Origin of the sequence: Streptomyces griseoloalbus (assembly GCA_014650015.1) — a bacterium.
Taxonomy (GTDB): domain Bacteria; phylum Actinomycetota; class Actinomycetes; order Streptomycetales; family Streptomycetaceae; genus Streptomyces; species Streptomyces griseoloalbus.
In genome coordinates, this window is the sequence record BMUD01000027.1 from 69,773 (window position 1) to 94,756 (window position 24,984).

General features: G+C 71.9%; 23 protein-coding genes and 1 pseudogene. 14 read left to right on the top strand and 10 right to left on the bottom strand.

Features of this window, described 5'->3' with window-relative positions:
* Positions 1 to 3: 3 nt before the first annotated feature.
* From IE178_RS30415 to coaA, 3 genes are all read right to left on the bottom strand, one after another.
* Positions 4 to 4,740 carry a ricin-type beta-trefoil lectin domain protein gene (locus tag IE178_RS30415; RefSeq protein ID WP_193514505.1) on the bottom strand — a complete coding sequence of 1,579 codons (4,737 nt, stop codon included), beginning with the start codon at positions 4,738 to 4,740 and terminating at the stop codon, positions 4 to 6.
* A 676-nt stretch (positions 4,741 to 5,416) separates the two neighbouring features.
* Entirely contained in the window at positions 5,417 to 6,364 is a 948-nt protein-coding gene (locus IE178_RS30420) for a DUF389 domain-containing protein (protein ID WP_145867727.1), read from the bottom strand.
* Positions 6,365 to 6,380: 16 nt separating this feature from the next.
* Positions 6,381 to 7,349, bottom strand: coding sequence for a type I pantothenate kinase (gene coaA / locus IE178_RS30425; RefSeq protein WP_167531970.1), 969 nt, complete (start codon positions 7,347 to 7,349; stop codon positions 6,381 to 6,383).
* Positions 7,350 to 7,613: 264 nt separating this feature from the next.
* Here coaA and IE178_RS30430 point away from each other — a divergent pair, with 264 nt between their 5' ends.
* Together IE178_RS30430 and glmS are read left to right on the top strand one after the other, a co-directional pair.
* Positions 7,614 to 8,405 (top strand): hypothetical protein, encoded by a 792-nt coding sequence (locus tag IE178_RS30430; protein ID WP_193514488.1) that lies wholly within the window; start codon positions 7,614 to 7,616, stop codon positions 8,403 to 8,405.
* Positions 8,406 to 8,524: 119 nt separating this feature from the next.
* A complete protein-coding gene (gene glmS / locus IE178_RS30435; protein WP_145867724.1) occupies positions 8,525 to 10,372 on the top strand; it encodes a glutamine--fructose-6-phosphate transaminase (isomerizing) in 1,848 nt (615 codons plus the stop codon).
* Here glmS and IE178_RS30440 read toward each other — a convergent pair.
* Both IE178_RS30440 and IE178_RS30445 read right to left on the bottom strand, forming a co-directional pair.
* Complete coding sequence (locus IE178_RS30440; RefSeq protein WP_145871932.1) at positions 10,333 to 10,542, bottom strand: DUF397 domain-containing protein; 210 nt, start codon at positions 10,540 to 10,542, stop codon at positions 10,333 to 10,335. The genes glmS and IE178_RS30440 overlap by 40 nt on opposite strands.
* Positions 10,543 to 10,550: 8 nt before the next feature.
* Positions 10,551 to 11,387: a helix-turn-helix domain-containing protein gene (locus IE178_RS30445; RefSeq protein WP_193514489.1), complete on the bottom strand. Its 837-nt coding sequence runs from the start codon at positions 11,385 to 11,387 to the stop codon at positions 10,551 to 10,553.
* A 209-nt stretch (positions 11,388 to 11,596) separates the two neighbouring features.
* Between IE178_RS30445 and IE178_RS30450 the strand changes: the two genes are divergently transcribed.
* The 4 genes from IE178_RS30450 (at position 11,597) to IE178_RS30460 (ending at position 13,966) form a co-directional block, all read left to right on the top strand.
* Positions 11,597 to 12,010, top strand: coding sequence for an ATP-binding protein (locus IE178_RS30450; protein WP_193514490.1), 414 nt, complete (start codon positions 11,597 to 11,599; stop codon positions 12,008 to 12,010).
* Positions 12,011 to 12,517: 507 nt separating this feature from the next.
* The gene (locus IE178_RS30455; RefSeq protein ID WP_193514491.1) at positions 12,518 to 12,889 is read left to right on the top strand and encodes a holo-ACP synthase; all 372 of its coding nucleotides are present in this window, start codon (positions 12,518 to 12,520) and stop codon (positions 12,887 to 12,889) included.
* A 5-nt stretch (positions 12,890 to 12,894) separates the two neighbouring features.
* Positions 12,895 to 13,023 (top strand): hypothetical protein, encoded by a 129-nt coding sequence (locus IE178_RS36345; RefSeq protein ID WP_268257176.1) that lies wholly within the window; start codon positions 12,895 to 12,897, stop codon positions 13,021 to 13,023.
* 106 nt (positions 13,024 to 13,129) lie between these two features.
* Positions 13,130 to 13,966: an RNA polymerase sigma factor SigF gene (locus tag IE178_RS30460; protein ID WP_193514506.1), complete on the top strand. Its 837-nt coding sequence runs from the start codon at positions 13,130 to 13,132 to the stop codon at positions 13,964 to 13,966.
* Positions 13,967 to 14,132: 166 nt separating this feature from the next.
* Here the strand turns inward: IE178_RS30460 and IE178_RS37005 are convergent.
* The 3 genes and pseudogenes from IE178_RS37005 to IE178_RS30475 form a co-directional block, all read right to left on the bottom strand.
* Positions 14,133 to 14,219 (bottom strand): annotated as a pseudogene (locus IE178_RS37005) (helix-turn-helix domain-containing protein); the annotation flags it as partial.
* Between the two features lie 78 nt (positions 14,220 to 14,297).
* A complete protein-coding gene (locus IE178_RS30470) occupies positions 14,298 to 15,173 on the bottom strand; it encodes an alpha/beta fold hydrolase (protein ID WP_318280325.1) in 876 nt (291 codons plus the stop codon).
* Between the two features lie 85 nt (positions 15,174 to 15,258).
* Positions 15,259 to 16,446, bottom strand: a complete 1,188-nt coding sequence (locus tag IE178_RS30475) for a hypothetical protein (RefSeq protein WP_193514492.1) — start codon at positions 16,444 to 16,446, stop codon at positions 15,259 to 15,261.
* Between the two features lie 150 nt (positions 16,447 to 16,596).
* On the opposite strand from IE178_RS30475, the gene IE178_RS30480 reads away from it, so the two are divergent.
* From IE178_RS30480 to tsaE, 4 genes are all read left to right on the top strand, one after another.
* Entirely contained in the window at positions 16,597 to 18,030 is a 1,434-nt protein-coding gene (locus IE178_RS30480) for an NAD(P)H-hydrate dehydratase (protein WP_193514493.1), read from the top strand.
* Between the two features lie 152 nt (positions 18,031 to 18,182).
* Positions 18,183 to 19,364, top strand: coding sequence for an alanine racemase (gene alr, locus IE178_RS30485; protein WP_193514494.1), 1,182 nt, complete (start codon positions 18,183 to 18,185; stop codon positions 19,362 to 19,364).
* Positions 19,365 to 19,450: 86 nt separating this feature from the next.
* A complete protein-coding gene (locus tag IE178_RS30490; protein WP_184761023.1) occupies positions 19,451 to 20,719 on the top strand; it encodes an alpha/beta fold hydrolase in 1,269 nt (422 codons plus the stop codon).
* A complete protein-coding gene (gene tsaE, locus IE178_RS30495) occupies positions 20,688 to 21,218 on the top strand; it encodes a tRNA (adenosine(37)-N6)-threonylcarbamoyltransferase complex ATPase subunit type 1 TsaE (RefSeq protein WP_184761024.1) in 531 nt (176 codons plus the stop codon). The genes IE178_RS30490 and tsaE overlap by 32 nt, the downstream gene beginning before the upstream one ends.
* An 18-nt stretch (positions 21,219 to 21,236) precedes the next feature.
* On the opposite strand, the gene IE178_RS30500 is transcribed toward tsaE, so the two are convergent.
* Together IE178_RS30500 and IE178_RS30505 are read right to left on the bottom strand one after the other, a co-directional pair.
* Entirely contained in the window at positions 21,237 to 21,431 is a 195-nt protein-coding gene (locus IE178_RS30500) for a hypothetical protein (protein ID WP_184761025.1), read from the bottom strand.
* A 273-nt stretch (positions 21,432 to 21,704) separates the two neighbouring features.
* Complete coding sequence (locus IE178_RS30505) at positions 21,705 to 22,253, bottom strand: hypothetical protein (RefSeq protein WP_184761026.1); 549 nt, start codon at positions 22,251 to 22,253, stop codon at positions 21,705 to 21,707.
* Between the two features lie 129 nt (positions 22,254 to 22,382).
* Between IE178_RS30505 and tsaB the strand changes: the two genes are divergently transcribed.
* Genes tsaB through IE178_RS30525 form a run of 4 tightly spaced genes read left to right on the top strand, consistent with a single transcriptional unit; the run spans position 22,383 to position 24,958 of the window.
* A complete protein-coding gene (tsaB, locus tag IE178_RS30510) occupies positions 22,383 to 23,036 on the top strand; it encodes a tRNA (adenosine(37)-N6)-threonylcarbamoyltransferase complex dimerization subunit type 1 TsaB (protein WP_193514495.1) in 654 nt (217 codons plus the stop codon).
* On the top strand, positions 23,033 to 23,602 hold the full coding sequence (rimI, locus tag IE178_RS30515) for a ribosomal protein S18-alanine N-acetyltransferase (protein WP_184761028.1): 570 nt from the start codon (positions 23,033 to 23,035) through the stop codon (positions 23,600 to 23,602). Before tsaB ends, rimI begins: the two co-directional genes overlap by 4 nt.
* The gene (gene tsaD / locus IE178_RS30520) at positions 23,595 to 24,698 is read left to right on the top strand and encodes a tRNA (adenosine(37)-N6)-threonylcarbamoyltransferase complex transferase subunit TsaD (protein ID WP_184761029.1); all 1,104 of its coding nucleotides are present in this window, start codon (positions 23,595 to 23,597) and stop codon (positions 24,696 to 24,698) included. The genes rimI and tsaD overlap by 8 nt, the downstream gene beginning before the upstream one ends.
* Positions 24,695 to 24,958, top strand: coding sequence for a hypothetical protein (locus tag IE178_RS30525; RefSeq protein WP_184761030.1), 264 nt, complete (start codon positions 24,695 to 24,697; stop codon positions 24,956 to 24,958). The genes tsaD and IE178_RS30525 overlap by 4 nt, the downstream gene beginning before the upstream one ends.
* The last annotated feature ends 26 nt before the right edge of the window (positions 24,959 to 24,984 follow it).

Sequence of the window (24,984 nt, forward strand, 5' to 3'; positions counted from 1 at the left end):
GGGTCAGCCTTCCAGGTAGGCGGTGTAGACCACGTACTTGGACGGTTTGTGCTGCTTGCCCACGTACTTCAGGCTGATCGACACCGTGTTGCCGGCGGCGGACTTGGCCGCGTCGTCGCCGCTCCTCACCCACTTGAAGCCCAAGGATCCCTCATCACCGAGCGTCCAGGTGAACGTGAGCAGATCCTTCCGCGGGTCGAAACCGATTCCCTTCCCGATGTGCTGGGCCTGCTTGTTCCTCCAGGTCTCCAGTTTGGCGGCGTTGCGCGGCTGTGCGATCCACTCCCTCATGGCCTTGTCGACGGCGCGTGCGGCGGTGGCCTCGTCGAGCCACCGCGTCGCGATGCCCCGGGTCGAGGCCAGCGCCTTCTCCCTCATCTGCGCGTCGGTCCTGTTCACGTGGTCCCTCAGGGTGTGGGCGCCCTCGATGCCCTCGTCACCGACGATGTCGGTGCAGTTGTGGACGAGGACGTCCTGCGGCCGGGTGCCTTCGGTGGTGACGTAGAAGGTGTGCAGCGCGTCGACCGTCAGGTCGAAGACCTCGCGTGACGCCAGCCCGCTGCGGTCCCTGAGGCCCGTCACCGCGTGAAGGGTGTCGTCCGGGGTGCGGAGCCGGTCGCCCGTCCGGAGGTCGGAGACCAGGGTCCAGCCCTTGCCCTCCACCCAGAACCGGTGGCCGGCGGTGCTGGTGAGGGCCCCGTCCGTGAGGGCGATGTCGATCAGACGCGTCGTCGGATGCCGGAAGGTGTCGGTCACCGGCTGTACGTCCGACCGCCCGGTCAGCGGGTCGCCGGCGAGCAGCAGGTCACCCACCCGTACGTCCCGGATCGCCTTGCGGGAGCCGTCCGCCATCAGCACCCGGGTGGCGCCCGGGAAACTGTTGACCCGGCAGGCGGTGATCACATCCTCGTAGGCGTTGACCGCCCCCTCGATCTTGGCGACGGTCGCGGGGTCGATGCCGTCCAAGGCCTTCAGCGCCTTGAGGGCGTCGGTGACGCCGACGCCCGTGTGCATTGCGGCGTTGAGCGCGTGGAGCGCGTCGCCGATCTTCGCGAACGCCTTGCCCGGGATGAAGTTGCTCGCCGCCCAGGCGCAGCCGCCGACGCTGCCGTGCCAGCAGTCCACGAAGTCCTGGACCAGGGCGGCCTTCAGGATCTGGTAGACGACGGTCTGCTTGATCAGGTCGAGCTTGCTGAAGTACTGGGTGACGTCCTTCTTCAGCCCGTCGAACGGCTGGGTGCCGAGGTACAGCGTGTCCCCGGCCGGGCAGCCGGTGGCCGTGGCGGGCACGTCCGGGTTGGTGCAGAGGTAGAAGTCGACCTTCACCTCGAAGGTCACCGCGAACGTGACCGTGCAGCCCTCGAAGCCGATCTCGATGACGCAGTCGTTCTTCTGCTGGGCGTCGGTGACCTTGACGGTGTCCTCGTCGGCCACGTAGAAGACGCCGCCGATGCCCGTGCCGGCGCCCGACGAGACCTGCTGGTTGGCCTGCTTGCGTTCGGCGGACTCCGCCGCCTCCTGGGCTTCCTCCGCGTACTTCAGGGCGTCCTTCGCGGCCTCCTCCGCCTCGGTGGCGGCCACGTCCGCGCGGTTGGCCGCCGCCCTGGCGTCCCTGGCGGCCTCCTCGGCCTCCGAGGCGGCCGTGCGGGCGGCTTCCGCGTCGAGGGCGGCCTCGTCGGCGGAGTCGCGGGCGTCGGCGGCGTGGCTCTCGGCGCGGCCCGCCGCCTTGTCGGCGGCCTCCGCGTCCTCGGTGGCCTGGCGGTCGTACTCGACCGTGCGGGCCAGTGACGCGGCGGCCTTGGACGCGGCGGTGGCGGCGTCGGCGGCGTAGCCGAGGGCCTCCTTGGCGTAGGTGCGGGCGTCGGCGGCGTGACCTGCGGCGTTCGCGGCGTGGACGTAGGCCTGCTTCGCGTCGCCCTTCGCCTGGTCGGCGAGGTTCTTCGCGGCGGAGGCCTCGGCCTGCGCGTTCTTGGCGTGGGCCTCGGCGACGGCCTTCTGCTGCTCGGCGATCGACTTCGACGCCTGCCCGGTCAGCACGACGAGGCCGGCGGCCGAGTCGGTGTCGACGTAGGGGGAGCCGAGCTGGATCGCGTCGTTGGCGGGCTTGGCGACCTGGGCGGCGGCGTTGCCGGCGTCGGCCGCGGCCTGGGCGGTGACGTGGGCGAAACCCGCCGCCTTCGCCGACGCGACGAGGGCCTTGGCGGCCTCCTTGCTCGCCTCGTTCGCGTGGGTCCTGGCGGTCTTGGCCTCCTTCTCCGCCTCGTCGGCCAGTTCGACGGCGGCCTTCGCCTCGGACGCGGCGTGCTTCGCCGCCTGGATGGCGTCCGCCGCGGCACTGGTCGAGGTCCTCACCGCGGCGTCGGCCTTCAGCTTCGCTGCCTGGGCGCCGTCCGCGTGCGCGCGGGCCCTCTTGGCGGCGGCCTCGGCGCGGGTCGCGGCGGCGTCCGCGTCGGCGGCCGCCTGCGTCGCGGCGTCGGCCGCGGTGCGGGCCTTCGTCGCGGCGGCCTCGGCGTCGTCGGCGTGCCCGGCGGCCGCGTCGGCCGCGGCCCTCGCCTCCCGGGCGTTGCTGTCGGACTCGTGCGCCTGGGCGTACGCCTCCTTCGCGTCGGCCTTGGCGCGTGCGGCGTCGGCCTTCTGCTCGGCGTCCCAGGCGTCGTCCCGCAGGTCGCGGGCCTTGTCCCGGGCCTTGACCGCAGCATCGCGCTTGTCGGACGCCGTACCCTCGGCCGCTTCGGCCTTGTCCTTGGCGTCCTTGGCCTTCGTCGCCTCGGTCTCGGCGGTCTTCCGGTGCTCGGCCGCCTCGGCCTGCTTGGCGGCGGCCTTCTTCTTCTCCGCCTCGGCCGTCTTCTCCTCGGCCTCGGCGGCCAGGCGCTCGGCGCGGGCCTCGGCGGCGGCCGTCTTGGCCTCGCCCTCGGCCTTCAGGGCCTCGGTGAGCTTGGCCTCGGCGGTCTCCTTGTCCTTCTTGGCGTTGTCCCGGTGCAGCTTGGCCGCGTCGGCGGAGGCCTTCGCCTGCAGTTCGGCGGCGTGGGCGGCCTCCCTGCGGAACTCCGCCTTGGACTGGGCGGCCTGCGCCAGCGCCCGCTGGGCGATGGTCGCGCTGTCGCCGGCGGACGCGCGGGTGGCGGCCTCGGCCGTCTCGCCGGCCTTCACCATCGCCTGCAGCGCCGCCGCGGCGCCCTTGGTGACCTGTGCCTTCTGCTGACCGACCAGCAGCCCGCGGCCACGCGGCGCGCCGCGCTCGTCGGCGATGGCGTAGGCGGCCTTCTCGGCGGCGTCGGTGGTGGCCACGGCCTTCTGGACCGCGGCGGCCCGAGCCTTGAGGAGGGCGAGTTCACTCGTCGCCTTCGCCTGCGCGGCGGCGACGCCCTTCTTCGCCTTGTCGAACTGCGCCTTGTCCGGGTAGGACAGACTGTCGGTGCCCTGGTGGCCGGACGGCTTGATCAGGAACTTCTGCGAACCGGCGTCCTTGCAGTCCCACAGCCGCGCGTCCGTGCTCTTGGTGAACGCGCTCAGGTCCAGGCACTTGCCGGTGGTCACGCTCTTCAGGGGCGCGGTGGCACGGACGTCGCCCTTCCACGACTGGCCCTTGGACTTGTAGCAGTCCGAGATCTGGATCTTCGTGCCGTTCGCCGAGGCGTTCCCGGCCACGTCCAGGCATTTCTGCGAGCCGACGTTGCGGAGGTGGAGGTCGTTCTCGCTGCCTTCGAGCGTCCACTGCTGGGACGCGCCGTCATTGCAGGTGTAGATCTGCACGGGCGTGCCGTTGGTCTTGCCGCCGCCCGCGACGTCCAGGCAGCTGCCCTTCGCGCCCGGCACCTCGATCGTCACGTGGCTGTCACCGATCCAGCCCACCCCGCCGGCGGACCAGTAGTCCTGCCACTGGACGAGGTGGTCGGCGACCCACGAGTTGCCGAGCATCTCCCCGAGCGACTTCGCGCCGGCGGCGAGCGCCTTGGTGGCGTTCTCGTTGGCGTCGAGGATCAGGTCGCGCTGTCCGGCCTGGGCGGCGACCTCCTCCTGCCACTCGGTGGCGGCGGTGCCGGCGATCCCGCCCAGCACCTCGCTGGGGTCGATCGGGTCCCGCCAGGCGCAGGACGCGAACCGGGCCTTCAGGTCCTCCACCGCGATGCGGTACTCCGCCGTGCCCGGCTGGGGAGCGGTACGGGGAAAACCACCGTAGGACAGGAAGAGACGGGCGTCGTCCGCGCTCGCGGGAGGGAATCCGTCCGTCAGGTCCTCGAACGCCCGCTCTTCGTAGTACTGCCGTTCCCGCTCGTCAGTGGGCAGGGACGGGTCGTAGGGCTTCTCGCTGTAAAGCGGAGTACCGAGGTCGGTGACGGCCTTGACGGTCTGTTCGTCGGCCAGGGGGGTGGGGTCCTCGTAGAAGTCGCCCTCGCTCTTCCAGAACCGGTCGGCGACCCACTGGGTCAGGCCGGTCTGGGAGTAGAAGTCCTCCTCGTCGTCACCGGGCGATCCGGGCGGCCAGTGGAACCCGGTGACGGTGAAGCCGCCGGGCGTCTCCAGCCCGTCGAGGGGCACTGCCCAGGCGTCCCGGCGGCTGTTGAGCGCGTCCAGCTCCTGGGAAGCGGCGTCCCGGTCCTTGGTGTACGCGGTGGCGAGAGGCGTGTCCTCCCAGTAGTCGCGGTTGGCCAGCTCGCGCAGCTTGTCCGGCGGCTGGTTGAGGCCGTCCTGCGCGACGGCGGTCATGGCCGGCCCGCCCAGCCGCAGCACGTCCGACATCAGGCACTGGTCCTCCCGCAGCTGCTCGGCGGCCGTGACCGCGTTCCAGTCGGGAGAGCTGCTCGCGGGAACGGCGTCGTCCGCGGAGATCGGGTCGGTCGCCTGTGGATGGGCGGCGAGACCCGCGACGACCGCGAGGCCGAGGGAGAGAGGAAGGACTCCGGCAAGGAATCCGGGTCGACGTGGTCCGGGCCCGACGGACCACGGTGGTCTGGAACGCAAGCGTGCATCCCCTTCTGCACTGGAGGGAGACGACCGGGAGGGCGCCGGTGAGCGCGAGGAGTCGGTGCGGACGCCTCGGCTCCCACGGCGTCAGGAACGGCGAAGTCCGTCCAGTACGAGATGCACGGATGGCAGATGGTGTGGCATGCGACGCGCCCCTTCCCATGGCGGCGCTGTTCCCCCGGTCGCTGATGGATGTGCGCGGGACGGACTGGTCAGGTCCGGCTGCGCGGGACGTAACACTAGGCAGAAGCCCGGATACGGGGAAGAGGAGACCGTTCCGTTGCCGGACGACGGTTGGCGAGATCTCCACTACCGGCCGGTAGCTGTTCTCGTTCTCCGTTTCTCCGCGCCACATGGGGCACTTGTGGATGTCCGGTGTTCACATGATGATCGAAGTGGTCAGGTGTCGATCGAAGTTGGCTGGTACTGGGCAACGGCCGTTCGGGGTTCGTCAGGCCTGCGCCCGCCTGCGCAGCCGCCGGTGCTGCCCGGCCCAGAAGTACTTCTGCGCCAGCAGGGTGAGGGTGCCCGCCAGGGTGATGCCGAGGAGGTTGAGCAGGAGCTGCTCGGTGGAGCCCCAGGTCTGGACCGTGTCGCCGTAGCTCAGCGCGACGGCGGCGTTGGCGGCGGCCGGGATCGTGGTCACCGAGATGGCGACACCGACCAGGGCGCCGGACTTGGCGGACGTCAGCGAGAGCGTGCCGGCCGCGCCGGCCAGGACCGCCACCACGAAGGAGAACCAGTCGGGGGCGTAGACGAAGCCGGTCTGCGGCCGCTCGGCCTCCAACTGCTCCTTGGTGAACAGCCCGACGGAGTCCATGAAGAGGCTGAACCCCACCGTCACCGCCATCGCCACCGCGAAGCCCACCAGCAGGGCGGTCACCGAGCGCAGCGCGAGGCGCGGCCGGCGCTGCACCACCGCCGTGCAGAAACCGGCCAGCGGGCCGAACTCCGGGCCCACCGCCATCGCGCCCACGATCAGGATCGCGTTGTCCAGCACCACACCGCAGGCCGCGATCATGGTGGCCAGCGTGATGAACGCGAGATAGGTGACCGAGAGGGTCGACTCCTCGTGGGTGGCCCCGGTCAGGTGCTCCCACAGCACCGCGTCCGCGCTCTCGCCCGGCGCCTCGTGCTCCGCCTCCTCGGCCCGCTTCGACAGCGACAGGTCGATGTTCTCCACCGCGATGGAGCCGCTCGTGTCCAGCCCCAGCCGCTGCAACCCGCTGAGCAGCTCGTCCCCCGCCTCCCGGGCCACGTCGCACATCACGACGTCCCCGGCGGGGTTGCGGGCGGCGCCCGGCAGCACGCACAGGTGCGTGGTGCCGACCGTCCCGTCGATCAGCCGGACCACGTCGTCGGTCTTCTCGGGCGGCGTGATCAGACGCAGATGCAGCATGGCGGCAGCGTAGCGGTCAGAGTTTGCGGAGGCTGAGCCGCTGGACCTTGTGGTCCGGGCCCTTGCGCACGACCAGCGTGGCCCGGCCCCGGGTCGGGGCGATGTTCTCCACCAGATTGGGCTTGTTGATGGTGCGCCACATCGTGCGGGCGTAGTCGAGGGCCTCCTCCTCGGAGACCTGCGTGTACTTGCGGAAGTACGACGACGGGTCCTGGAACGCGGTCTCCCGCAGCCGCTTGAAGCGGTTGAGGTACCAGTGCTCGATGTCCTCGGTGCGGGCGTCCACGTACACGCTGAAGTCGAAGTAGTCGGCGAGTCCGACGCGGGTGCGGCCGTCCTTGCCGGGGAGGGCGGGCTGGAGGACGTTGAGCCCCTCGACGATCAGGATGTCCGGGCGGCGCACGGTGAGCTGCTCGCCGGGAACGATGTCGTAGATGAGGTGGGAGTAGACCGGGGCGGAGACCTCGCCCTTCCCCGCCTTGATGTCGGCGACGAAACGGGTCAGCGCACGGCGGTCGTACGACTCGGGGAAGCCTTTCCGCGACATCAGGCCGCGCGCCTGGAGTTCCCGGGTCGGCAGCAGGAAGCCGTCCGTCGTCACCAGCTCCACGCGCGGGTGCTCGGGCCAGCGCGACAGCAGGGCCCGCAGCAGACGGGCCACCGTGGACTTGCCGACCGCCACGGAGCCGGCGACCCCTATGACGAACGGCGTGCCGGACTGGGAGCCCTGTTCACCGAGGAAGGTGTTCAGCGCTCCCCGGAGCCCGTCGGTGGCGCCGACGTAGAGATTGAGCAGCCGGGACAGCGGGAGGTAGATGTCGCGCACCTCGTCGAGGTCGATGACATCGCCGAGACCGCGCAGCTGCTCGACCTCCGCCGCCGAGAGCGGCAGCGGCGTCTTGTCGCGCAGCGCGCTCCACTCGGCACGGGTGAGGTCGACGTAGGGAGTCGCCTCCGGCCGCTGCCGGTGGGCGCTCCGGGGCATCGAGGAGACCGGAGAGATCACAGTCCATTGTTAACGGAGTTCGAACGGAGCGGCAGGTGGGCTGTGTCACGCTCGGCGGCCGCTGCGGTCCGTGCCCCGCGCGCATCACGCGCCGCCCCGGTCGGTGTCCCCGGCGCAGATCACATCGGTGTCACGGTCGCATACCGGGTGATCGCTCGATGATCGTTTGTGAGTCTGCTGTGTCTTAAAGTGCGCGCTATGTGTTGCGGAGTCCTCCGCACCTTCGAAGAAAGAGTTCCCTACGTGAGAACCAGCGCCGTCCGCCGCACCGCCCTCGCCGCCTCCGCCGCCGCGCTCGCCCTGCTCGCCACCGCCTGCGGCGGCTCCGGCGACGAGGACAAGGCCGGCGACAGCAAGGGCGAGGCCGACTCGACCGCCTCCGCCTCCGCCGCGCCGGCCGGCAAGGCGCTCACCGCCGCCGAGCTGGAGAAGGTCGCGCTCGCCCAGGCGGACGTCAAGAGCGGCAAGGTCGCCACCAAGGTCGCCGCGACGGACGACATCGCCAAGGACCAGGTCAAGACGGACGACGCGGCCTGCCTGCCGCTGGCCCACGCCCAGGCCGGCGTGGCCCAGGCCGAGCCGGCCGCGACCGTGAAGCGGTCCTGGACGGGTGAGCCCGTGAAGCCCGCCGAGGGCACCAGCCCCGAAGAGGCGCTCCTGGCCGGCCTCGACGTGGACAAGATGCTGATCAACCTCGCCTCCTACGAGGGCGGGGGCGCCGAAGAGGCGATGAAGGGCCTGACCGCCGCCGCCGAGAAGTGCGCGGGCGGCTTCACCGCCACCGTGTCCGGCGAGAAGGCCGAGGTCGTCGAGGTCGCCACGACCGCCGCGCCCGAGGGCGGGGACGAGGCGTCCGCCATCACCCTGACCGTCGCCGCCGACGAGAACGTCAAGGCCCCGAGCAAGATCGTCGTCGTCCGCAAGGGCGCCACCCTGGCCTCCTTCAGCGCCGTCAACCTGGCGGCCGTGGCCACCGGTGAGGACTTCGAGGTCCCGGCCGAGGTCGTTGACGCCCAGGTTGGCAAGCTCGCCTGACGCACTCCGCGTTCTCCGTTCCCACCGGTGCCCCGACACGGTCGCGCACCGGTGGGAATTTCCGATTCCGGGCACGCGGCGGGCGTTTTCGGCCACTGACGGATCGTAGGCTGCCGGTCATGTGCGGAATCGTGGGATATGTGGGGCCGCAGTCGGCGCTGGACGTCGTGACGGCCGGACTGAAGCGACTGGAGTACCGGGGCTACGACTCGGCGGGCGTCGCCGTGCCGGCCGACGGCGGCCTGGCCACGGCGAAGAAGGCCGGGAAGCTGGTCAACCTGGAGAAGGAACTGGCGGACCGGCCGCTGCCGGCGGGCACCACCGGCATCGGCCACACCCGCTGGGCCACCCACGGCGGTCCGACCGACGCCAACGCCCATCCGCACATCGACAACGCGGGCCGGGTCGCCGTCGTCCACAACGGCATCATCGAGAACTTCGCCGCCCTGCGCGCCGAGTTGGCCGAGCGCGGCCACGACCTGGTGTCCGAGACCGACACCGAGGTCGTCGCCCATCTGCTCGCCGAGGAGTACTCCGCCTGCGCGGACCTCGCCGAGGCGATGCGGCTGGTGTGCCGGCGCCTGGAGGGCGCGTTCACCCTGGTCGCCGTGCACGCGGACGAGCCGGACGTGGTGGTCGGCGCGCGCCGCAACTCCCCGCTGGTGGTGGGCGTCGGGGACGGCGAGACCTTCCTCGCCTCGGACGTCGCCGCGTTCATCGCACACACCCGCGACGCCATTGAACTGGGCCAGGACCAGGTGGTCGAACTGCGCCGGGACGCGGTGACGGTCACCGACTTCGACGGCAGCCCGGCCGACGTCCGCGAGTACCACGTCGACTGGGACGCCTCCGCCGCCGAGAAGGGCGGCTACGCCTCCTTCATGCTCAAGGAGATCGCCGAGCAGCCGAAGGCGGTCGCCGACACGCTGCTCGGACGCATCGACGGGGCGGGCTCCCTCACCCTGGACGAGGTCCGCATCCCGGCGGGGGTGCTGCGCGAGGTCGACAAGGTCGTCATCGTCGCCTGCGGTACGGCCTTCCACGCCGGGCTGATCGCCAAGTACGCCATCGAGCACTGGACGCGCATCCCGTGCGAGGTGGAACTGGCCAGCGAGTTCCGCTACCGGGACCCCATCCTCGACCAGCAGACCCTCGTCATCGCCATCTCCCAGTCCGGCGAGACCATGGACACCCTGATGGCCCTGCGGCACGCCCGCGAGCAGGGCGCGCACGTCCTGGCGATCTGCAACACCAACGGCTCCACGATCCCGCGCGAGTCGGACGCGGTGCTCTACACGCACGCCGGGCCGGAGGTCGCCGTCGCCTCGACGAAGGCGTTCCTGACCCAGCTGGTCGCCTGCTACCTGGTCGCGCTGTACCTGGGCCAGGTGCGGGGCACCAAGTGGGCCGACGAGATCCGCGCGGTGGTCCGCGACCTGTCGTCGATCGGCGGTGCGGTGGAGCGGGTCCTCGGCACGATGGAGCCGGTACGGGAGCTGGCGCGGTCGCTGGCCGGGAAGAACACGGTGCTGTTCCTGGGGCGGCACGTCGGCTACCCGGTCGCGCTGGAGGGCGCGCTGAAGCTGAAGGAGCTGGCCTACATGCACGCGGAGGGCTTCGCGGCGGGCGAGCTGAAGCACGGGCCGATCGCGCTGGTCGAGGACGACCTGCCGGTGGTCGTGGTCGTCCCGTCGCCGCGCGGGCGGTCCGTCCTCCACGACAAGATCGTCTCCAACATCCAGGAGATCCGGGCGCGGGGTGCGCGGACGATTGTCATCGCGGAGGAGGGGGACGAGGTGGTCGCCGAGTACGCCGACCACCTGATCCGCATCCCGGCAACCCCGACGCTGCTCCAGCCGCTGGTGGCGACGGTGCCGCTCCAGGTCTTCGCCTGCGAGCTGGCGACGGCGCGGGGGAACGAGGTGGATCAGCCCCGGAACCTGGCGAAGTCGGTGACGGTGGAGTAGGTCTTCACGCCGTCCAGGAAGATGGCGAAGGCTCCGGCCGGGAAGGTGAGGGTGGCTTTGGCCGGGGCCTTTGAGTCGCGGACGCCCACGTGGGTGGGAGTGTTCGCGATCTCGACGCAGTCGTTGCCGTCGTCGGGGCCTGAGTAGGACGACTTGCGCCAGTTGTTCATCGAGTGCCTCACAGCTCTTTGGTCAGACGGTTGATGAAGTCACGCGAGCGTTCCGGTTCCAGTGACGCGGCTTCAATTTTACGGAAACGCATTCGATAGGCGCCGAGCTGTGCCTCGGCGTCGACAAAGGCCGAGCCATGCGGTGCGTCGCGTACGACGGTGTCCAGTCTGGCAACCGGACCGCCCATGTAGGGCATGGTGCCTGCGGCCAGGCCGAAGTTATCCAGGTCGAAGGGGATGACGCGCACGGTGATGTCGTCCGCTTCAGACGAGTTCAGAAGCGCGATGAGCTGAGCGCGGGACGTCGCGCGGTCGCCGACCCTGATGCGTAGGGCCGCTTCGTGGATCACCAGTGTGTACGGGAAGTCGGTCCGCTTGCGTGCCATCCGGTGTCGTACGCGCATTTCCAGCTCGTCAGCGGTCAGTTCCGGCACTCTGGCGGAGAAGACGGCTCGAGCGTAGTCCTCGGTCTGCAGCGGGCCCGGCACGTACAGGATCGCGACCTCGTGCCGGAACGTGGCGTGGTGGTCGAGTTCGGCGAGGTCGAGGAACGAGGTGGGCAGTTGCCACCGGTACTCCTCCCACCAGCCGCGCGTTCGGTCAGTGGCCATCGCCACCAGCGCGTCGATGAACTCCCGGTCCGTGCAGGCGTAGTGGGAGGCGAGTCGGCGCAGGCGCTCCTCGCTCACTCCTGCGATGCCCGACTCGATCTGGCTGATCTGCACGGAGTTCACGCCGAGCAGCGCCGCTGCTTCGCGTGCGCTGAATCCCGCCGTCTCGCGAAGTCTGCGCAGCTCGACTCCCAGTCGCCTTTGCCGCGCCGTTGGCTCGCGCCTGGTTCCCATCCGGTTGCCCCTCGGTTCAACGCGCCTGTCGCGGCAACTCTTTCAGGTTCAGATTAAGGGAATGACTTGCTCGGTCTTAAAACCAAGGTCTACCGTCAGTGACATCAAGTAAGCGCAGCGGAAGCGCACCGCTCCGTCCTGTCATGACGGTTGCGGCAGAGCCACCGCCCGCGAGCCGAAACTTTTCTTCATCTCAACGGAGTTCACGCATGTCCGGAAGCGAGTCCTGGGAGTACTCCCTCTCCATCCCCAACGACCCCCGTGCGGTCACGGTGAGCCGCCGCACCCTCCGTCTCATCCTCACGATGCACGGGCTGATCGGGCTGGTCGACGTCGCCGAGTTGCTCGCGGCGGAGTTGGTCGCCAATGCCGTACGGCACACCAAGGGGCCGGCGGCCCTGCGGGTGCACTGGGCGGCCGACGTGCTGCGGATCGGGGCGTGGGACACCGACCCCGCGCCGCCCGACGCGCCGCTGCCCTTCGAGCGGTCCGCGGACCTGGGGCTGGAGGACGGGCGCGGACTGGCGCTGGTGCGGGCGTGCTCCGATCTGTGGGGGTGGCAGCCGCTGTCCCGGGACGGCAACAAGGGGAAGTTCGTGTGGTGCGAGCTGGGTGCGGCCTGACGGGGTTTGTCAGTGGCCGTTGGGCCACTCGCTTCTTTGTCAGTGTCGTGCTTCCGCGAGCCGCGTCAGAACGGGGGAGAAGCGAGCGAGCGGCCCGGAGAGAGGCGGGGGCCAGGCACGCTTGCGGTCATGGGTGGGTTGCGGGGTGGGCCGGGGAGGACGGGCGCGGTCGCGTCTCGCCCGCACGCCGGGCCGGTTCAGCGGCCGGCTGCCGGTGGGCCAGTGCACCGATTGCGGAAGTGTGAGCACGTTGACGGCCACTGCCTTTGCTCTGCTCATTTGAGCCTTCTGGTGACAGGTGCCCGTTGATTGCTCACACCTTTCAGTTCTCGCGGATGCGGTGGACCTTGGCCATGAGTCTTCGAGGCCGCTTGGGTCCTGCGCAGGCGTAGTCGATCAGCGAGTTCCGGTAGGTGGCGTTCGGGCACTGACAAAGAAGCGGGCGGCCCGACGGCCACGTGGAAGCAGGTGCTCACTCCACCCGCCCCACCGCAATAAGGTGCCCGCATGAGCATCATCGGAGTCGGGATCGACGTCGCCGAGATCGAGCGGTTCGCCGCGTCCCTGGAGCGGACGCCCGGGCTGGCGCAGCGGCTGTTCCTGGAGAGCGAGCTGCTGCTGTCCAGCGGGGAGCGCAGGGGCGTCGCCTCGCTCGCCGCGCGGTTCGCCGCCAAGGAGGCGCTGGCCAAGGCGCTCGGGGCGCCGGCGGGGCTGTACTGGACCGACGCCGAGGTGTGGTGCGAGGACAGCGGGCAGCCGCGGCTGCGGGTGAAGGGGACGGTGGCGGCCCGGGCGGCGGAGCTGGGCGTGCGGTCCTGGCACGTGTCGCTCAGCCATGACGCCGGGGTGGCCTCGGCGGTCGTGATCGCGGAGGGGTGAGGGCGGTGCCGTCGCTGGCCTTCCCCGGGGCCGGGGTCGACCTGCCCCTCTGGGGTGACGCCTTCCTCGTCGTCGCCGCCGTGCTCACCGTCGTCTTCGCTCTCGTGCGGCTGCTGCGGCGCCGCCGTCGATGAATGTGTGAAAAGAGGGTGCGTGTATCGCGTAGACCGGGGTAGACGCGTGGAACCGGTGCCCGTAGCCGGGCCGATCGAACAGGGAGGGCGAACAGTGACGTCGACGATGGCACGGACCGACCGGGCTCAGGGTGTGACCGAGCTGCCGGAGGTCGCCGAACCCGGCCAGGTCGCGCCGCAGGACGCCCGCGAGTTGTCCAAGCAGTTCTTCCGGCGCCTGACGGAGCTGGAGGAGGGCACGCACGAGTACCAGTACGCGCGCAACACGCTGATCGAGATGAACATGTCCCTGGTCCGCTACGCGGCCGGCCGGTTCCGCAGCCGCGGGCCGGAGGAGATGGAGGACATCGTCCAGGTCGGCATGATCGGTCTGATCAAGGCCATCGACCGATTCGAGCTGTCCCGCGAGGTGGAGTTCACCTCCTTCGCGATCCCCTACATCGTCGGCGAGATCAAGCGGTTCTTCCGGGACACCTCCTGGTCCGTGCACGTCCCGCGCCGGCTCCAGGAGGCCCGGGTGCAGCTCGCCCGCGCCACCGAGGAACTGCGCAGCCGACTGGGCCGTACGCCCACGACCGCCGAGCTGGCGCAGCTGATGAGCCTGACCGAGGAGGAGGTCAACGAGGCGCGGATCGCCTCCAACGGCTACAACTCCGCCTCGCTGGACGCCGCCATCGGCAGTGAGCCGGACGGCGAGAGCGTGCTCGCGGACTTCATCGGGACCGAGGACGCCGCGCTCGAACTGGTCGAGGACTTCCACGCGTTGGCGCCGATGATCGCTGACCTCGACGAGCGCGAGCGCAAGATCGTGCACTGGCGGTTCGTCGAGGAGCTGACGCAGGCGGAGATCGGCGAGCGGCTCGGCTGCTCCCAGATGCATGTCTCCCGGCTGCTCTCCCGCACGCTGAAGCGGCTGCGCGAGGGCATGCTCACCACGAGCTGAGCTCACGGGCGTACGGGCGTACGGTGCGCGGGGTGCGGTCTCCATGCCGCACCCCGCGTGCCGCGTCCGCGGCGGATCGGCTGGTGCCGCATCAGGCAACGTCCGCCCTGTTGACCACGGCGCGTAGGCGTTTCGAGAACGGCAGGGCGTGCTCGGCCGGTTCGGGCTTGGCGATCTTCACCACGGCCATGCCCTGCGCGGACAACAGCACCATCTGTGCCCGCCGCCAGGTCACCACCGACCCGGCGCCCCGCACCCGCACAGCGTTACGGAGACCGGCCGTCCGGCACAGCGCACACTTCACGTCCCGACACTGCCATCAGCCGGTCGCCTACCGGTCGGTCGTGGCCTTCTCGAGAAGCGAAGTGAGGATCGACTCGGAATGCGTCCACAGCAGTGCGCCGCCGATTCCCGGTACGACACGGTGACGCGCACCGGGGATACGGGTAGCAAGCAGCCAGCCGTTATCGGGTGAGTGGCTGGTGTCCCGTTCGCCGTACCAGATCTCGACCGGGACAGTGATCTCGTCGAGGGCGAACGGCCACCGCCCCATGGCCAGGACCGTGTCGCGGGCGTAACCAGCAGCACCCTGAACAAAACCCTCGTCCAAGGCCCTGCGGTAAACATCCGCGAAATCAGGATCCTGGTACACGGCGAGGTCGCACCCTGGACTGCTGTCCATGACCATGTCCCACATCGCATCCGCAGTGAGGCCCGCGAAAAACTCCTCGGCGCCGACCGGGTCGCACGCGGTCCGCTCGACCAGGCCACGCAGATCCGCCGCAAGAGCGGAAGCGAACTCCGGCGCGGCGACCTCATCCGCGCCGGAGACGACAGCCAGTGCCGAGGCGACCCCCTCCGCAGCGCAGGCGAGAGCGAACGGCGCGCCCTGTGAGTTCCCGACCACAGCCGGGTGCCCCAGCCCTCGCAGCACGCACAGTTGCCGAATATCACCAGCGAAGTCGGAGAAGGTCCGGCCGGGCGCAGGTGCTGAGGCACCGAGCCCGGGGCGGTCCACAGAGACAAGACGCACTCCACGCGCCTCAACAACCCCTGCACCGAAGCCGAGCCACCGGCTCGTAGCCGCACCCGGACACAGCAGAACGGGCACCCCGTCCGATGGCCCCCACTCGGCCCAGCCGAGCAACCGTCCATCAGGCAGACGACTCTCACCGAGCCGGGCAGGATGGTCGACGTACACAGTCATGATCCACATCATGGTCATGGGCAGGACGTCTCGCACCCGACTTTCACCGCAGCCCAGCACAGGGCGGACGTTGCCCGATGCGGCACTAGCAGATCGACTGGCTGCTGTTCACCAGCCGGTTGTTGCGGAACGTCGTGTTCTCGCCGCAGGGGCTCTCCCGGATCGAGGAGTCCGTCACCGTGAGGTTCTGGATGGTGATGTCCCTGTTGTTCGGGAACTCCGAGCGGGCCGCCAGGCGGATCTCGCCGCCGCCCGTGACCGTGCCGCTCTGGGCGGCGAGGTTCACGTTGTAGCAGTTCTCGATCAGGATCGCGTTGTTGCCGGTCTGGGAGAGCGTGACCCGGTCGATCGTCGCGCCGCCGCTCTCGGAGACGCAGAACACGCCGCGACCGCCGCCGCGGGCGACGACCTCGCCCACGCGGATGTTGGTGGCGTAGGAACTGCCGATACGGCCGTTGCGGTTGGCCATGCGGAAGGCGGCGTAACCGGTGCCGGTGCCCGCGTTCTCGGCGTCCACCTTGGAGACCGTGGCGTTGATGGTCTGGTTCAGCAGCAGGCCCGACTCGCCGACGTTGCGGGCGGTCACCGTGCCGACCGTGAGGCCGTCGACGCCGTACGTCTCGACGGCGTGGCTGGACGCCCCGGAGACGTAGACGGTGTCGATGCGGACGTTGCGCGTCCACTGGCTGGTGTCGCCGCGGTTGTCGATGCGCACGCCGAGGCCGCGCGACAGGCGCATGTCGATCTGGCCGAGGACCACGTTCTGCACGTTGCGCAGGAAGATGCCGTACAGCGGGGCGCCGGTGACGTTGAGGTGCTGCACCTCGATGTCCCGGGTGCCGCGGGAGTAGACCGGGGCCTGGTCGCCGGAGCCGCTGCCGGTGACGTTGATGGTGCCGCAGACGTCGAGGACCGTGTAGCTCGGCAGGGAGATGCGGGAACCGGCGGAGATGGAGCCCGAGCCGCGGACCACGACCCGTTCCTTGCTGGTGCGGCCGGAGGACAGGCTGCTGATCGCCGCCTGCACGGCCGCGCGCATGTCGCTGCCGGTGTAGACGGTGCCGCTGCCGCGCCGGGCGGTCCAGGTGCTGCCGTTCTGCACGGCCTCGGCCTGGTAGGAGCCGTCTCCGCAGGCGGCGGCCCGGGCGGGGGCCGGGGCGGTGGCGGCCGTCGTGGCGGCAGGGGCGGCGGTGGCGGGGGCCGTCATGATGCCGGCGGTGGTGAGGAGTGCGGTGGCGCCGGCTGCGGCGAGGAGTGCGGCTCTGCGTCCCATGGGTCCTCTGCTTCCGTCGTCGAATCGATTTCGACTGAATCGATTCATCCTGTGGGGGGCGCCGAGTTTGGCAAGGGCATGGCAATGCGTCAAGCGGATGGGCGTCACCCTTACGGGAGTTGACGGGCCGTCTGCGGGAGACTCGGACGCATGCGTACTGCGTACAGCGTGGAGACGGTCAGGACGGCGGAGCGGGAACTGATGGCACGGCTGCCGGAGGGGGCGCTGATGCAGCGCGCCGCCGCCGGACTCGCCGCGGCCTGCGCGGACCTGCTGGGGCGGGTGTACGGCAGCAGGGTCGTTCTGCTGGTCGGCAGCGGGGACAACGGTGGTGACGCCCTGTACGCCGGTGCCCGGCTGGCCCGGCGCGGCGCGGGCGTGAGCGCGGTGCTGCTCGCGCCGGAGCGCGCCCACGCCGGAGGGCTCGCGGCGCTGCGCCGGGCGGGCGGCCGGGCCGTGGGCACGGACGGGGCCGAGGAACTGATCGGGCGGGCCGACCTCGTCCTCGACGGCATCGTCGGGATCGGCGGCAAGGGCGGGCTGCGGCCGGAGGCGGTACCGCTGGCCGACGCCGCGCAGCGGGCGCGGGCCGCGGTGGTCGCCGTCGACCTGCCGAGCGGCGTCGACGCCGACACCGGGGAGGTGCGGGGGGCGGCGGTCCGGGCGGATCTCACCGTCACGTTCGGCACGCACAAACCGGGGCTGCTGATCGATCCGGCGCGGGAGTACGCGGGGTCGGTACGGCTGGTCGACATCGGCCTCGCCCTGCCGGCGGAGCCCGGGCTGCAGGCGTTGCAGCACGCGGACGTGGCCCGGCTGCTGCCGGTGCCGGCCGCCGAGAGCGACAAGTACCGGCGGGGCGTGGTCGGGATCGCGGCCGGGTCCGCCCGCTACCCCGGGGCCGCGGTGCTCGCGGTGGCGGGCGCGCTGCGGGGCGGCGCCGGGGCCGTCCGGTACGTCGGGCCGGCCGGGCAGGCCGTGATCGCCCGCTACCCCGAGACGCTGGTGTCGGACCGGGGGCCGAAGCACGCGGGGCGGGTGCAGGCGTGGGTGGTCGGACCGGGGGCCGGGGACGACGCGGCGATGGTCGCGGAGGTGCTGGCGGCGGACGTACCGGTGCTGATCGACGCGGACGGACTGCGGCTGGCGGAGGCGTCGGCGGTACGGGCGCGCCGGGCGCCGACCGTGATGACCCCGCACGCCGGGGAGGCCGCCGCCCTCCTCGGCGTCGCGCGTCAGGAGGTCGAGGGCGGCCGTCTGACCGCCGTACGGGAGCTGGCGCGCAGGTACGGGGCGACCGTGCTGCTCAAGGGCTCCACGACGCTGGTCGCCGACGCGGCCGGCGGGCCCGTACGGGCCAACCCGACCGGCACGTCCTGGCTGGCCACGGCCGGCAGCGGTGACGTCCTGTCGGGCCTCGCGGGCTCACTGCTGGCGGCGGGCCTCGCCCCGATGGACGCGGCGAGCGCGGCGGCCTACCTGCACGGCTTGGCGGGCCGTTTCGCGGCGGACGGTGCGCCGATGGGGGCCCACGACGTGGCGGAGCAGATCGCGGGGGCCTGGCGGAGTGTCACGCGGGGGTGAGGCACGCCGCACTCCATGGAGAGCGTTGCCCCGGCCTCCCGGGGAGGGCGGGGCCCGCGACGGCGGGCACCGCTCGCGCGGGAGGCCGGTGATCGCGCGAGTACCGCCCCGGTCGGGCGGGGGCCCAGGGGTGCTCTGAGACACTGGGCGGGATGAACGAGACAGTTGCCCCGGGGGGCGCGGAGCTGCGGGCCCGTGCCGAGATCGACCTGGCCGCCGTGCGGGCCAATGTGCGGGCCCTGCGCGAGCGGGCGCCCGGCGCCGCCCTCATGGCCGTCGTCAAGGCCGACGGGTACGGGCACGGCGCCGTCGCGTGCGCCCGGGCGGCCGTCGAGGCCGGGGCGACCTGGCTGGGCACCGCCACGCCGCAGGAGGCGCTCGCGCTGCGCGCGCCCGGCGCCGGGGTGCCGGACGACGTACGGATCATGTGCTGGCTGTGGACGCCGGGCGGGCCCTGGCGGGAGGCGGTCGAGGCCGGCCTCGACGTGTCCCTGAGCGGCATGTGGGCGTTGCGCGAGGTCATCGGGGCCGCTCGCCTCGCCGGGCGGCCCGCGCGGGTGCAGCTCAAGGCCGACACCGGGCTCGGGCGGGGCGGCTGCCAGCCCGGCGACGACTGGGCGGAGCTGGTCGCGGAGGCGCTGCGCGCCGAGGCCGAGGGGCTGCTGCGGGTCACCGGTCTGTGGTCCCACTTCGCCTGCGCCGACGAGCCCGGACATCCCTCCGTCGCCGCCCAGCTGACCCGGTTCCGGGAGATGGTGGCGTACGCGGAGCGGCAGGGCGTCGACCCCGAGGTGCGGCACATCGCCAACTCGCCCGCCACCCTCACGCTTCCCGAGAGCCACTTCGACCTCGTCCGCCCCGGCATCGCGATGTACGGCGTCTCACCCAGCCCCGAGATCGGCACCCCCGCCGACTTCGGACTGCGCCCGGTGATGACCCTGTCCGCCGCGCTGGCCCTGGTGAAGCACGTCCCGGGCGGCCACGGCGTCAGCTACGGCCACCACTACGTCACCCCGGGCGAGACCACCCTCGGCCTCGTCCCGCTCGGTTACGCGGACGGCATCCCGCGCCACGCCTCCTCCTCCGGACCCGTGCTGGTCGAGGGCAAGTGGCGCACGGTCGCGGGGCGGATCGCGATGGACCAGTTCGTCGTCGACCTGGGCGGGGACGAGCCGGGGCCGGGTGCCGAGGCGGTCCTCTTCGGCCCGGGTGACCGGGGCGAGCCCACCGCCGAGGACTGGGCGCAGGCGGCCGGAACCATCGCATACGAGATCGTGACCCGGATCGGAAGCCGCGTGCCGCGCGTCTACGTGAACGAGGAACAGGGCGGGTAACACCCGGTGGAGAAAGCCCTGAAAGCCCTGGGGGAGACCCGCGGGAACACAGCCCCGATCAGCGGCCCGGCGAAGAGGAGCGGTACGTGACCGAGAGCAGCGCGGGGGCCGTCACGGCCGCCGCCACGGCGGCCGTCGCCTCCGCCGCCGGGGCGCCGGGTGCGCCCGGCGGGCCCGGCGGCTGGCGCCGCGCCACCGGTGTCGCGGGCCTCGCGATAGGCGTGCTCGCCACCGGAGCCGCCGCGGGCGTCGCCATAGAGCGGATGACGGTCGGCCGGGGCATACGCAGGAAGGCCCGGCTCGCCCTCGACTCCGCGGGACCGTACGGCGCCCTGCGCGGCACACCCGGCAAGGCGTACGCCGATGACGGCACCGAGCTGTACTACGAGGTCGACGACGTCGACCCCGACCCGGACGCGACCCCCGCGCGGCGCCGCCGGCTGTTCGGCCGCAGGTCGCCGGCCCCGGTCACCGTCGTCTTCAGCCACGGCTACTGCCTCAACCAGGACTCCTGGCACTTCCAGCGGGCCGCGCTCAGGGGCGTCGTACGGACCGTGCACTGGGACCAGCGCAGTCACGGCCGTTCGGCGCGGGGCGCGGCGCAGGTGGAGCGGGGCGAGCCGGTCACCATCGAGCAGCTGGGGCGCGATCTGAAGGCCGTCATCGACGCGGCGGCACCCGAGGGGCCGATCGTGCTGGTCGGTCACTCCATGGGCGGGATGACGGTGATGGCCCTCGCCGACCTGTACCCGGAGCTGATCCGGGAGCGGGTCGTCGCGGTGGCCCTGGTCGGGACGTCGTCGGGGCGTCTCGGCGAGGTCAACTTCGGGCTGCCGGTGGCCGGTGTCAACGCGGTGCGGCGGGTGCTGCCGGGGGTGCTGAAGGCGCTCGGGCAGCGGGCCGACCTGGTGGAGAAGGGGCGCCGGGCCACCGCGGATCTGTTCGCCGGGGTCATCAAGCGGTACTCCTTCGCGTCCCGGGACGTGGACCCGGCCGTCACCCGGTTCGCCGAGCGGATGATCGAGGGCACGCCGATCGACGTGGTCGCCGAGTACTACCCGGCGTTCAACGACCACGACAAGACCGAGGCCCTCGCCCACTTCGTCGGCCTGCCGGTGCTGGTGCTGGCCGGGGTGCAGGACCTGGTCACACCGAGCGAGCACAGCGAGGCCGTCGCCGACCTGCTGCCGGAGGCGGAACTGGTGCTGGTCCCGGACGCCGGGCACCTGGTGATGCTGGAGCACCCGGAGGTGGTCACCGACCGCCTCGCCGACCTGCTCACCCGCGCGGGCGCGGTGCCCGCAGGGGCTACCGTGGATGGCTATGGAAGCAGCAGCACCGCACAACCCGGCTGAACAGCGGCCACCCGCCCACTGTGTCGAGCTGACCGTCACCTCCCCCGAGCAGATGCGCGAACTGGGGCGCAGGCTCGCCAAACTGTTGCGCGCGGGGGACCTGGTCCTGCTCTCGGGCGAGCTCGGCGCGGGCAAGACGACGCTGACCCGGGGGCTCGGCGAGGGCATGGGCGTACGGGGCGCGGTCACCTCCCCGACCTTCGTGATCGCCCGGGTGCACCCGTCCCTGGATGACGGTCCGCCGCTGGTCCACGTCGACGCCTACCGGCTCTCGGGCGGGCTGGACGAGATGGAGGACCTCGATCTCGATGTCTCGCTGCCGGAGTCGGTGATCGTCGTGGAGTGGGGCGAGGGCAAGGTCGAGGAGCTGACCGAGGACCGCCTTCACCTCGTCATCCACCGGGCGGTCGGCGACACCACGGACGAGGTGCGGCACGTGACCGTGACCGGCCTGGGCGAGCGCTGGGCGGGGACCGACCTGAGCGTGCTGTCGGCCTGAGCGGTCCCGCGGTACGGCCTACGCGGCCTCGCGGTGGTCCTTCGCTGCCTCGCGGTGGTCCTCGGCGGGCCGCGGCTCGGGAGCGCGGGGCGGGGTGGAGACCGCGGCGGCCGCGGCACAGGCGGCCAGCAGATCGCGCATCGGCACCCCCGCGAGCGGCTGCGGCTGCTGCGGCTGCGCCGTGGTCCGGCGGGCGCTCGGGGTGGCCGGCATGGACGCCTCCTGAAGGGCGGGGGCGGGTGTGGTTAGGTAGACCTAACTACAGGCTGGATACCATGTGACCACGCCCGCGAGGCCGAACGCAACCTCTTGCCGACGTCTTGTCGGAAACGTACGGGGCCGCCTCGATCCCACCATGCACGGGCCCGCCCTTGGTCCGCCACGCACGGGCCCGCCCTTGATCCGTCCCGTACGGGTCCTGCCCTCGATCCGCCACGCACCGCCCCGCCCTCGGTCCGTCCCGTACGGGCCCCGAGCCGCCGGGCGTCACGGAATGACGACGACCTTCCGGCCGACCGTCGCGAACCTCCACATCGCCGCGCCGTCCGCGCGGGTCTCGCGGATGCCGCCCGTCCGCTCCCCGGGGTCGAGTTCCGGCGCCGAGCCGTCGACCGCCGCGCTGAACCCGATCACCGTGCCGTCGACGGAGGTGAAGCGCACGACGTGCTCGACCGGGACGCCGTCCGACCCGGTGACCGCCGCCGAGCGGGACGTGACCCGGTAGGTGCCCGGCGCCGGGTCCACCGTGCTGGGGCTGACCCCGAAGGTGCGTTTCACCTTCCCCCCGTCCTCCACCAGCCACACCCGGTCGTCGTCCAGGGAGTACACGACCCGGCTGCCCCGCCCCGACCGTGCGGGCAGGGCGGTGGGGTGGTCCTTGTCGCGGGGAGCCTTGTGGACGGCCGCCGCGGCGTCGGCACCCGGACGGCGCAGCTCGGCCGGGACGTTCACCGCCGCCTGGTGGCCGAGGAAGCCGACCGTCGCGAGGGCCGCCGCGGTCAGCCCCGCCACGATCACCGCGCTGATGCCTGGCACTGCCGTCACCTCTGTCCCGTACTGGACCGATCCGACCTGTTGTGTACGTACGTCGACGCGACCGTAGCAGTACGTGACCGCCCGACCCGTGCGGCCGTGGCCGGGGCGCGGGAGCCGTAGGCTGTTTGCGTGCTCTTGCTCGCTCTGGATACCGCCACCCCCGCCGTCACCGTCGCGCTGCACGACGGCGACGACGTCATCGCCTCGTCGAGCCAGGTGGACGCCCGCCGGCACGGCGAACTGCTGCTCCCGGCGATCGACCGGGTGCTCACCGAGGCAGGCTTGCGGCTGGACGCCGTCACCGGGATCGTGGCCGGCACCGGTCCCGGCCCGTACACCGGGCTGCGCGTCGGCCTGATGACCGCGGACACCTTCGGGCTCGCGCTCGGCGTCCCCGTGCACGGTGTGTGCACGCTGGACGGCCTCGCCTACGCGGCCGACCTGCGGGGCCCCTTCGTCGTGGCGACCGACGCCCGCCGCAAGGAGGTCTACTGGGCGCGCTACGCCGATTCCCGCACCCGCCTCACCGAGCCCGCCGTGGACCGGCCCGCCGACATCGCCGAGCAGGTCGAGGGCCTGCCCGCGGTCGGCGCCGGCGCCCTGCTGTACCCGGACACCTTCCCCAGGGCGCACGAGCCCGAGTACGTGTCCGCCGCCGCCCTGGCCCGGCTGGCCGCGGAGCGGCTGGCGGCCGGCGAGGAACTGCCCGCGCCCCGGCCGCTGTACCTGCGCCGGCCCGATGCCCAGGTCCCCAAGAACTACAAGGTGGTCACCCCGAAGTGACGGGAACCGACACTGCCGTGCTGCGCGAGATGCGCTGGTGGGACATCGACTCCGTGCTGGAGCTGGAGCGGGATCTGTTCCCCGAGGACGCCTGGTCGCGGGGGATGTTCTGGTCCGAGCTGGCCCACTCGCGCGGGCCCGGGGCGACCCGGCGCTACGTCGTCGCCGAGGAGGGCGACCGGATCGTCGGCTACGCGGGCCTGTCCGCCACCGGCGCGGAGTCCGACGACGGCGCAGCCCCGGTCGCCGACGTCCAGACCATCGCCGTCACCCGGGACTACTGGGGCACCGGCCTCGGCTCGCGGCTGCTGACCGAGCTGCTGCGGGCGGCGACCGCCTTCGAGTGCGCCGAAGTGCTGCTGGAGTGCCGGGTCGACAACGTCCGCGCCCAGAAGCTCTACGAGCGCTACGGCTTCGAGACCATCGGCGTCCGGCGCGGCTACTACCAGCCGGGCAACGTGGACGCCCTGGTGATGCGACTGACCGATCCGTCCACCACTGTGAACCCCGCGAATCCCGTCACCGGGAACGGGAACGGCGTACAAGGAACCGAGATCCATGGCTGACGAACCCCTGGTACTGGGGATCGAGACCTCCTGCGACGAGACCGGCGTCGGCGTCGTGCGCGGGACCACCCTGCTGGCGGACGCCGTCGCCTCCAGCGTCGACGAGCACGCCCGCTTCGGCGGCGTCGTCCCGGAGGTTGCCTCCCGGGCGCACCTGGAGGCGATGGTGCCGACCATCGACCGCGCGCTGAAGGAGGCGGGCGTGAGCGCCCGGGACCTGGACGGCATCGCCGTCACCGCCGGTCCCGGACTCGCGGGCGCGCTCCTGGTCGGCGTGTCGGCGGCGAAGGCGTACGCCTACGCGCTCGGCAAGCCGCTGTACGGCGTCAACCACCTCGCCTCGCACATCTGCGTCGACCAGCTGGAGCACGGCGCGCTGCCCGAGCCGACGATGGCGCTGCTGGTGTCCGGCGGGCACTCCTCGCTGCTGCTGTCGAGCGACATCACCTCCGACGTCCGCCCGATGGGCGCCACCATCGACGACGCGGCCGGCGAGGCCTTCGACAAGATCGCCCGTGTGCTGAACCTCGGCTTCCCCGGCGGCCCGGTGATCGACCGGTACGCGCGCGAGGGCGACCCCGGCGCGATCGCGTTCCCGCGCGGGCTGACCGGTCCGCGCGACCCGGCGTACGACTTCTCCTTCTCCGGGCTGAAGACGGCCGTGGCCCGCTGGATCGAGGCCAGGCGGGCGGCGGGGGAGGAGGTGCCGGTGCGTGACGTGGCGGCCTCCTTCCAGGAGGCGGTCGTCGACGTGCTCACCCGCAAGGCCGTACGGGCCTGCAAGGACGAGGGCGTCGACCATCTGATGATCGGCGGTGGCGTGGCCGCCAACTCCCGGCTGCGGGCGCTCGCCCAGGAGCGCTGCGAGGCGGCCGGCATCCGGCTGCGCGTACCGCGTCCCAAGCTGTGCACGGACAACGGCGCGATGGTGGCCGCGCTGGGCGCGGAGATGGTCGCCCGGAACCGCCCGGCCTCCGACTGGGACCTGTCGGCGGACTCCTCGCTCCCGGTGACGGACCCGCACGTCCCGGGCACCGCCCACACGCACGACCACGACCACGTGCACGAGACCGCCGGGGAGAACCTGTACTCATGACGGTCGCCCTGATGTGGGAGGCCCGGGCGCTGCCCGGCCGGGGCGCGGACCTGCTGGCCTGGGCGCGGGAACGGGCACGGGAGCTTCCCGGGCGCCCCCTGCGGCGCGAGACCTTCCGCGCCCCCGAGGACAGGGTCCTGGTCATCACCTGGTGGGACGCCCCGTACGACGCGGACCTGCCCGAACTGCCGGAGCCGGACGGGGACCTGGTCACGCGCGCGGCGCACCGGTGGCGGTTCGAGTCGCTCGGGAGCGTCTGACTCCGCGCAGTGGGCCGGTGGATGAG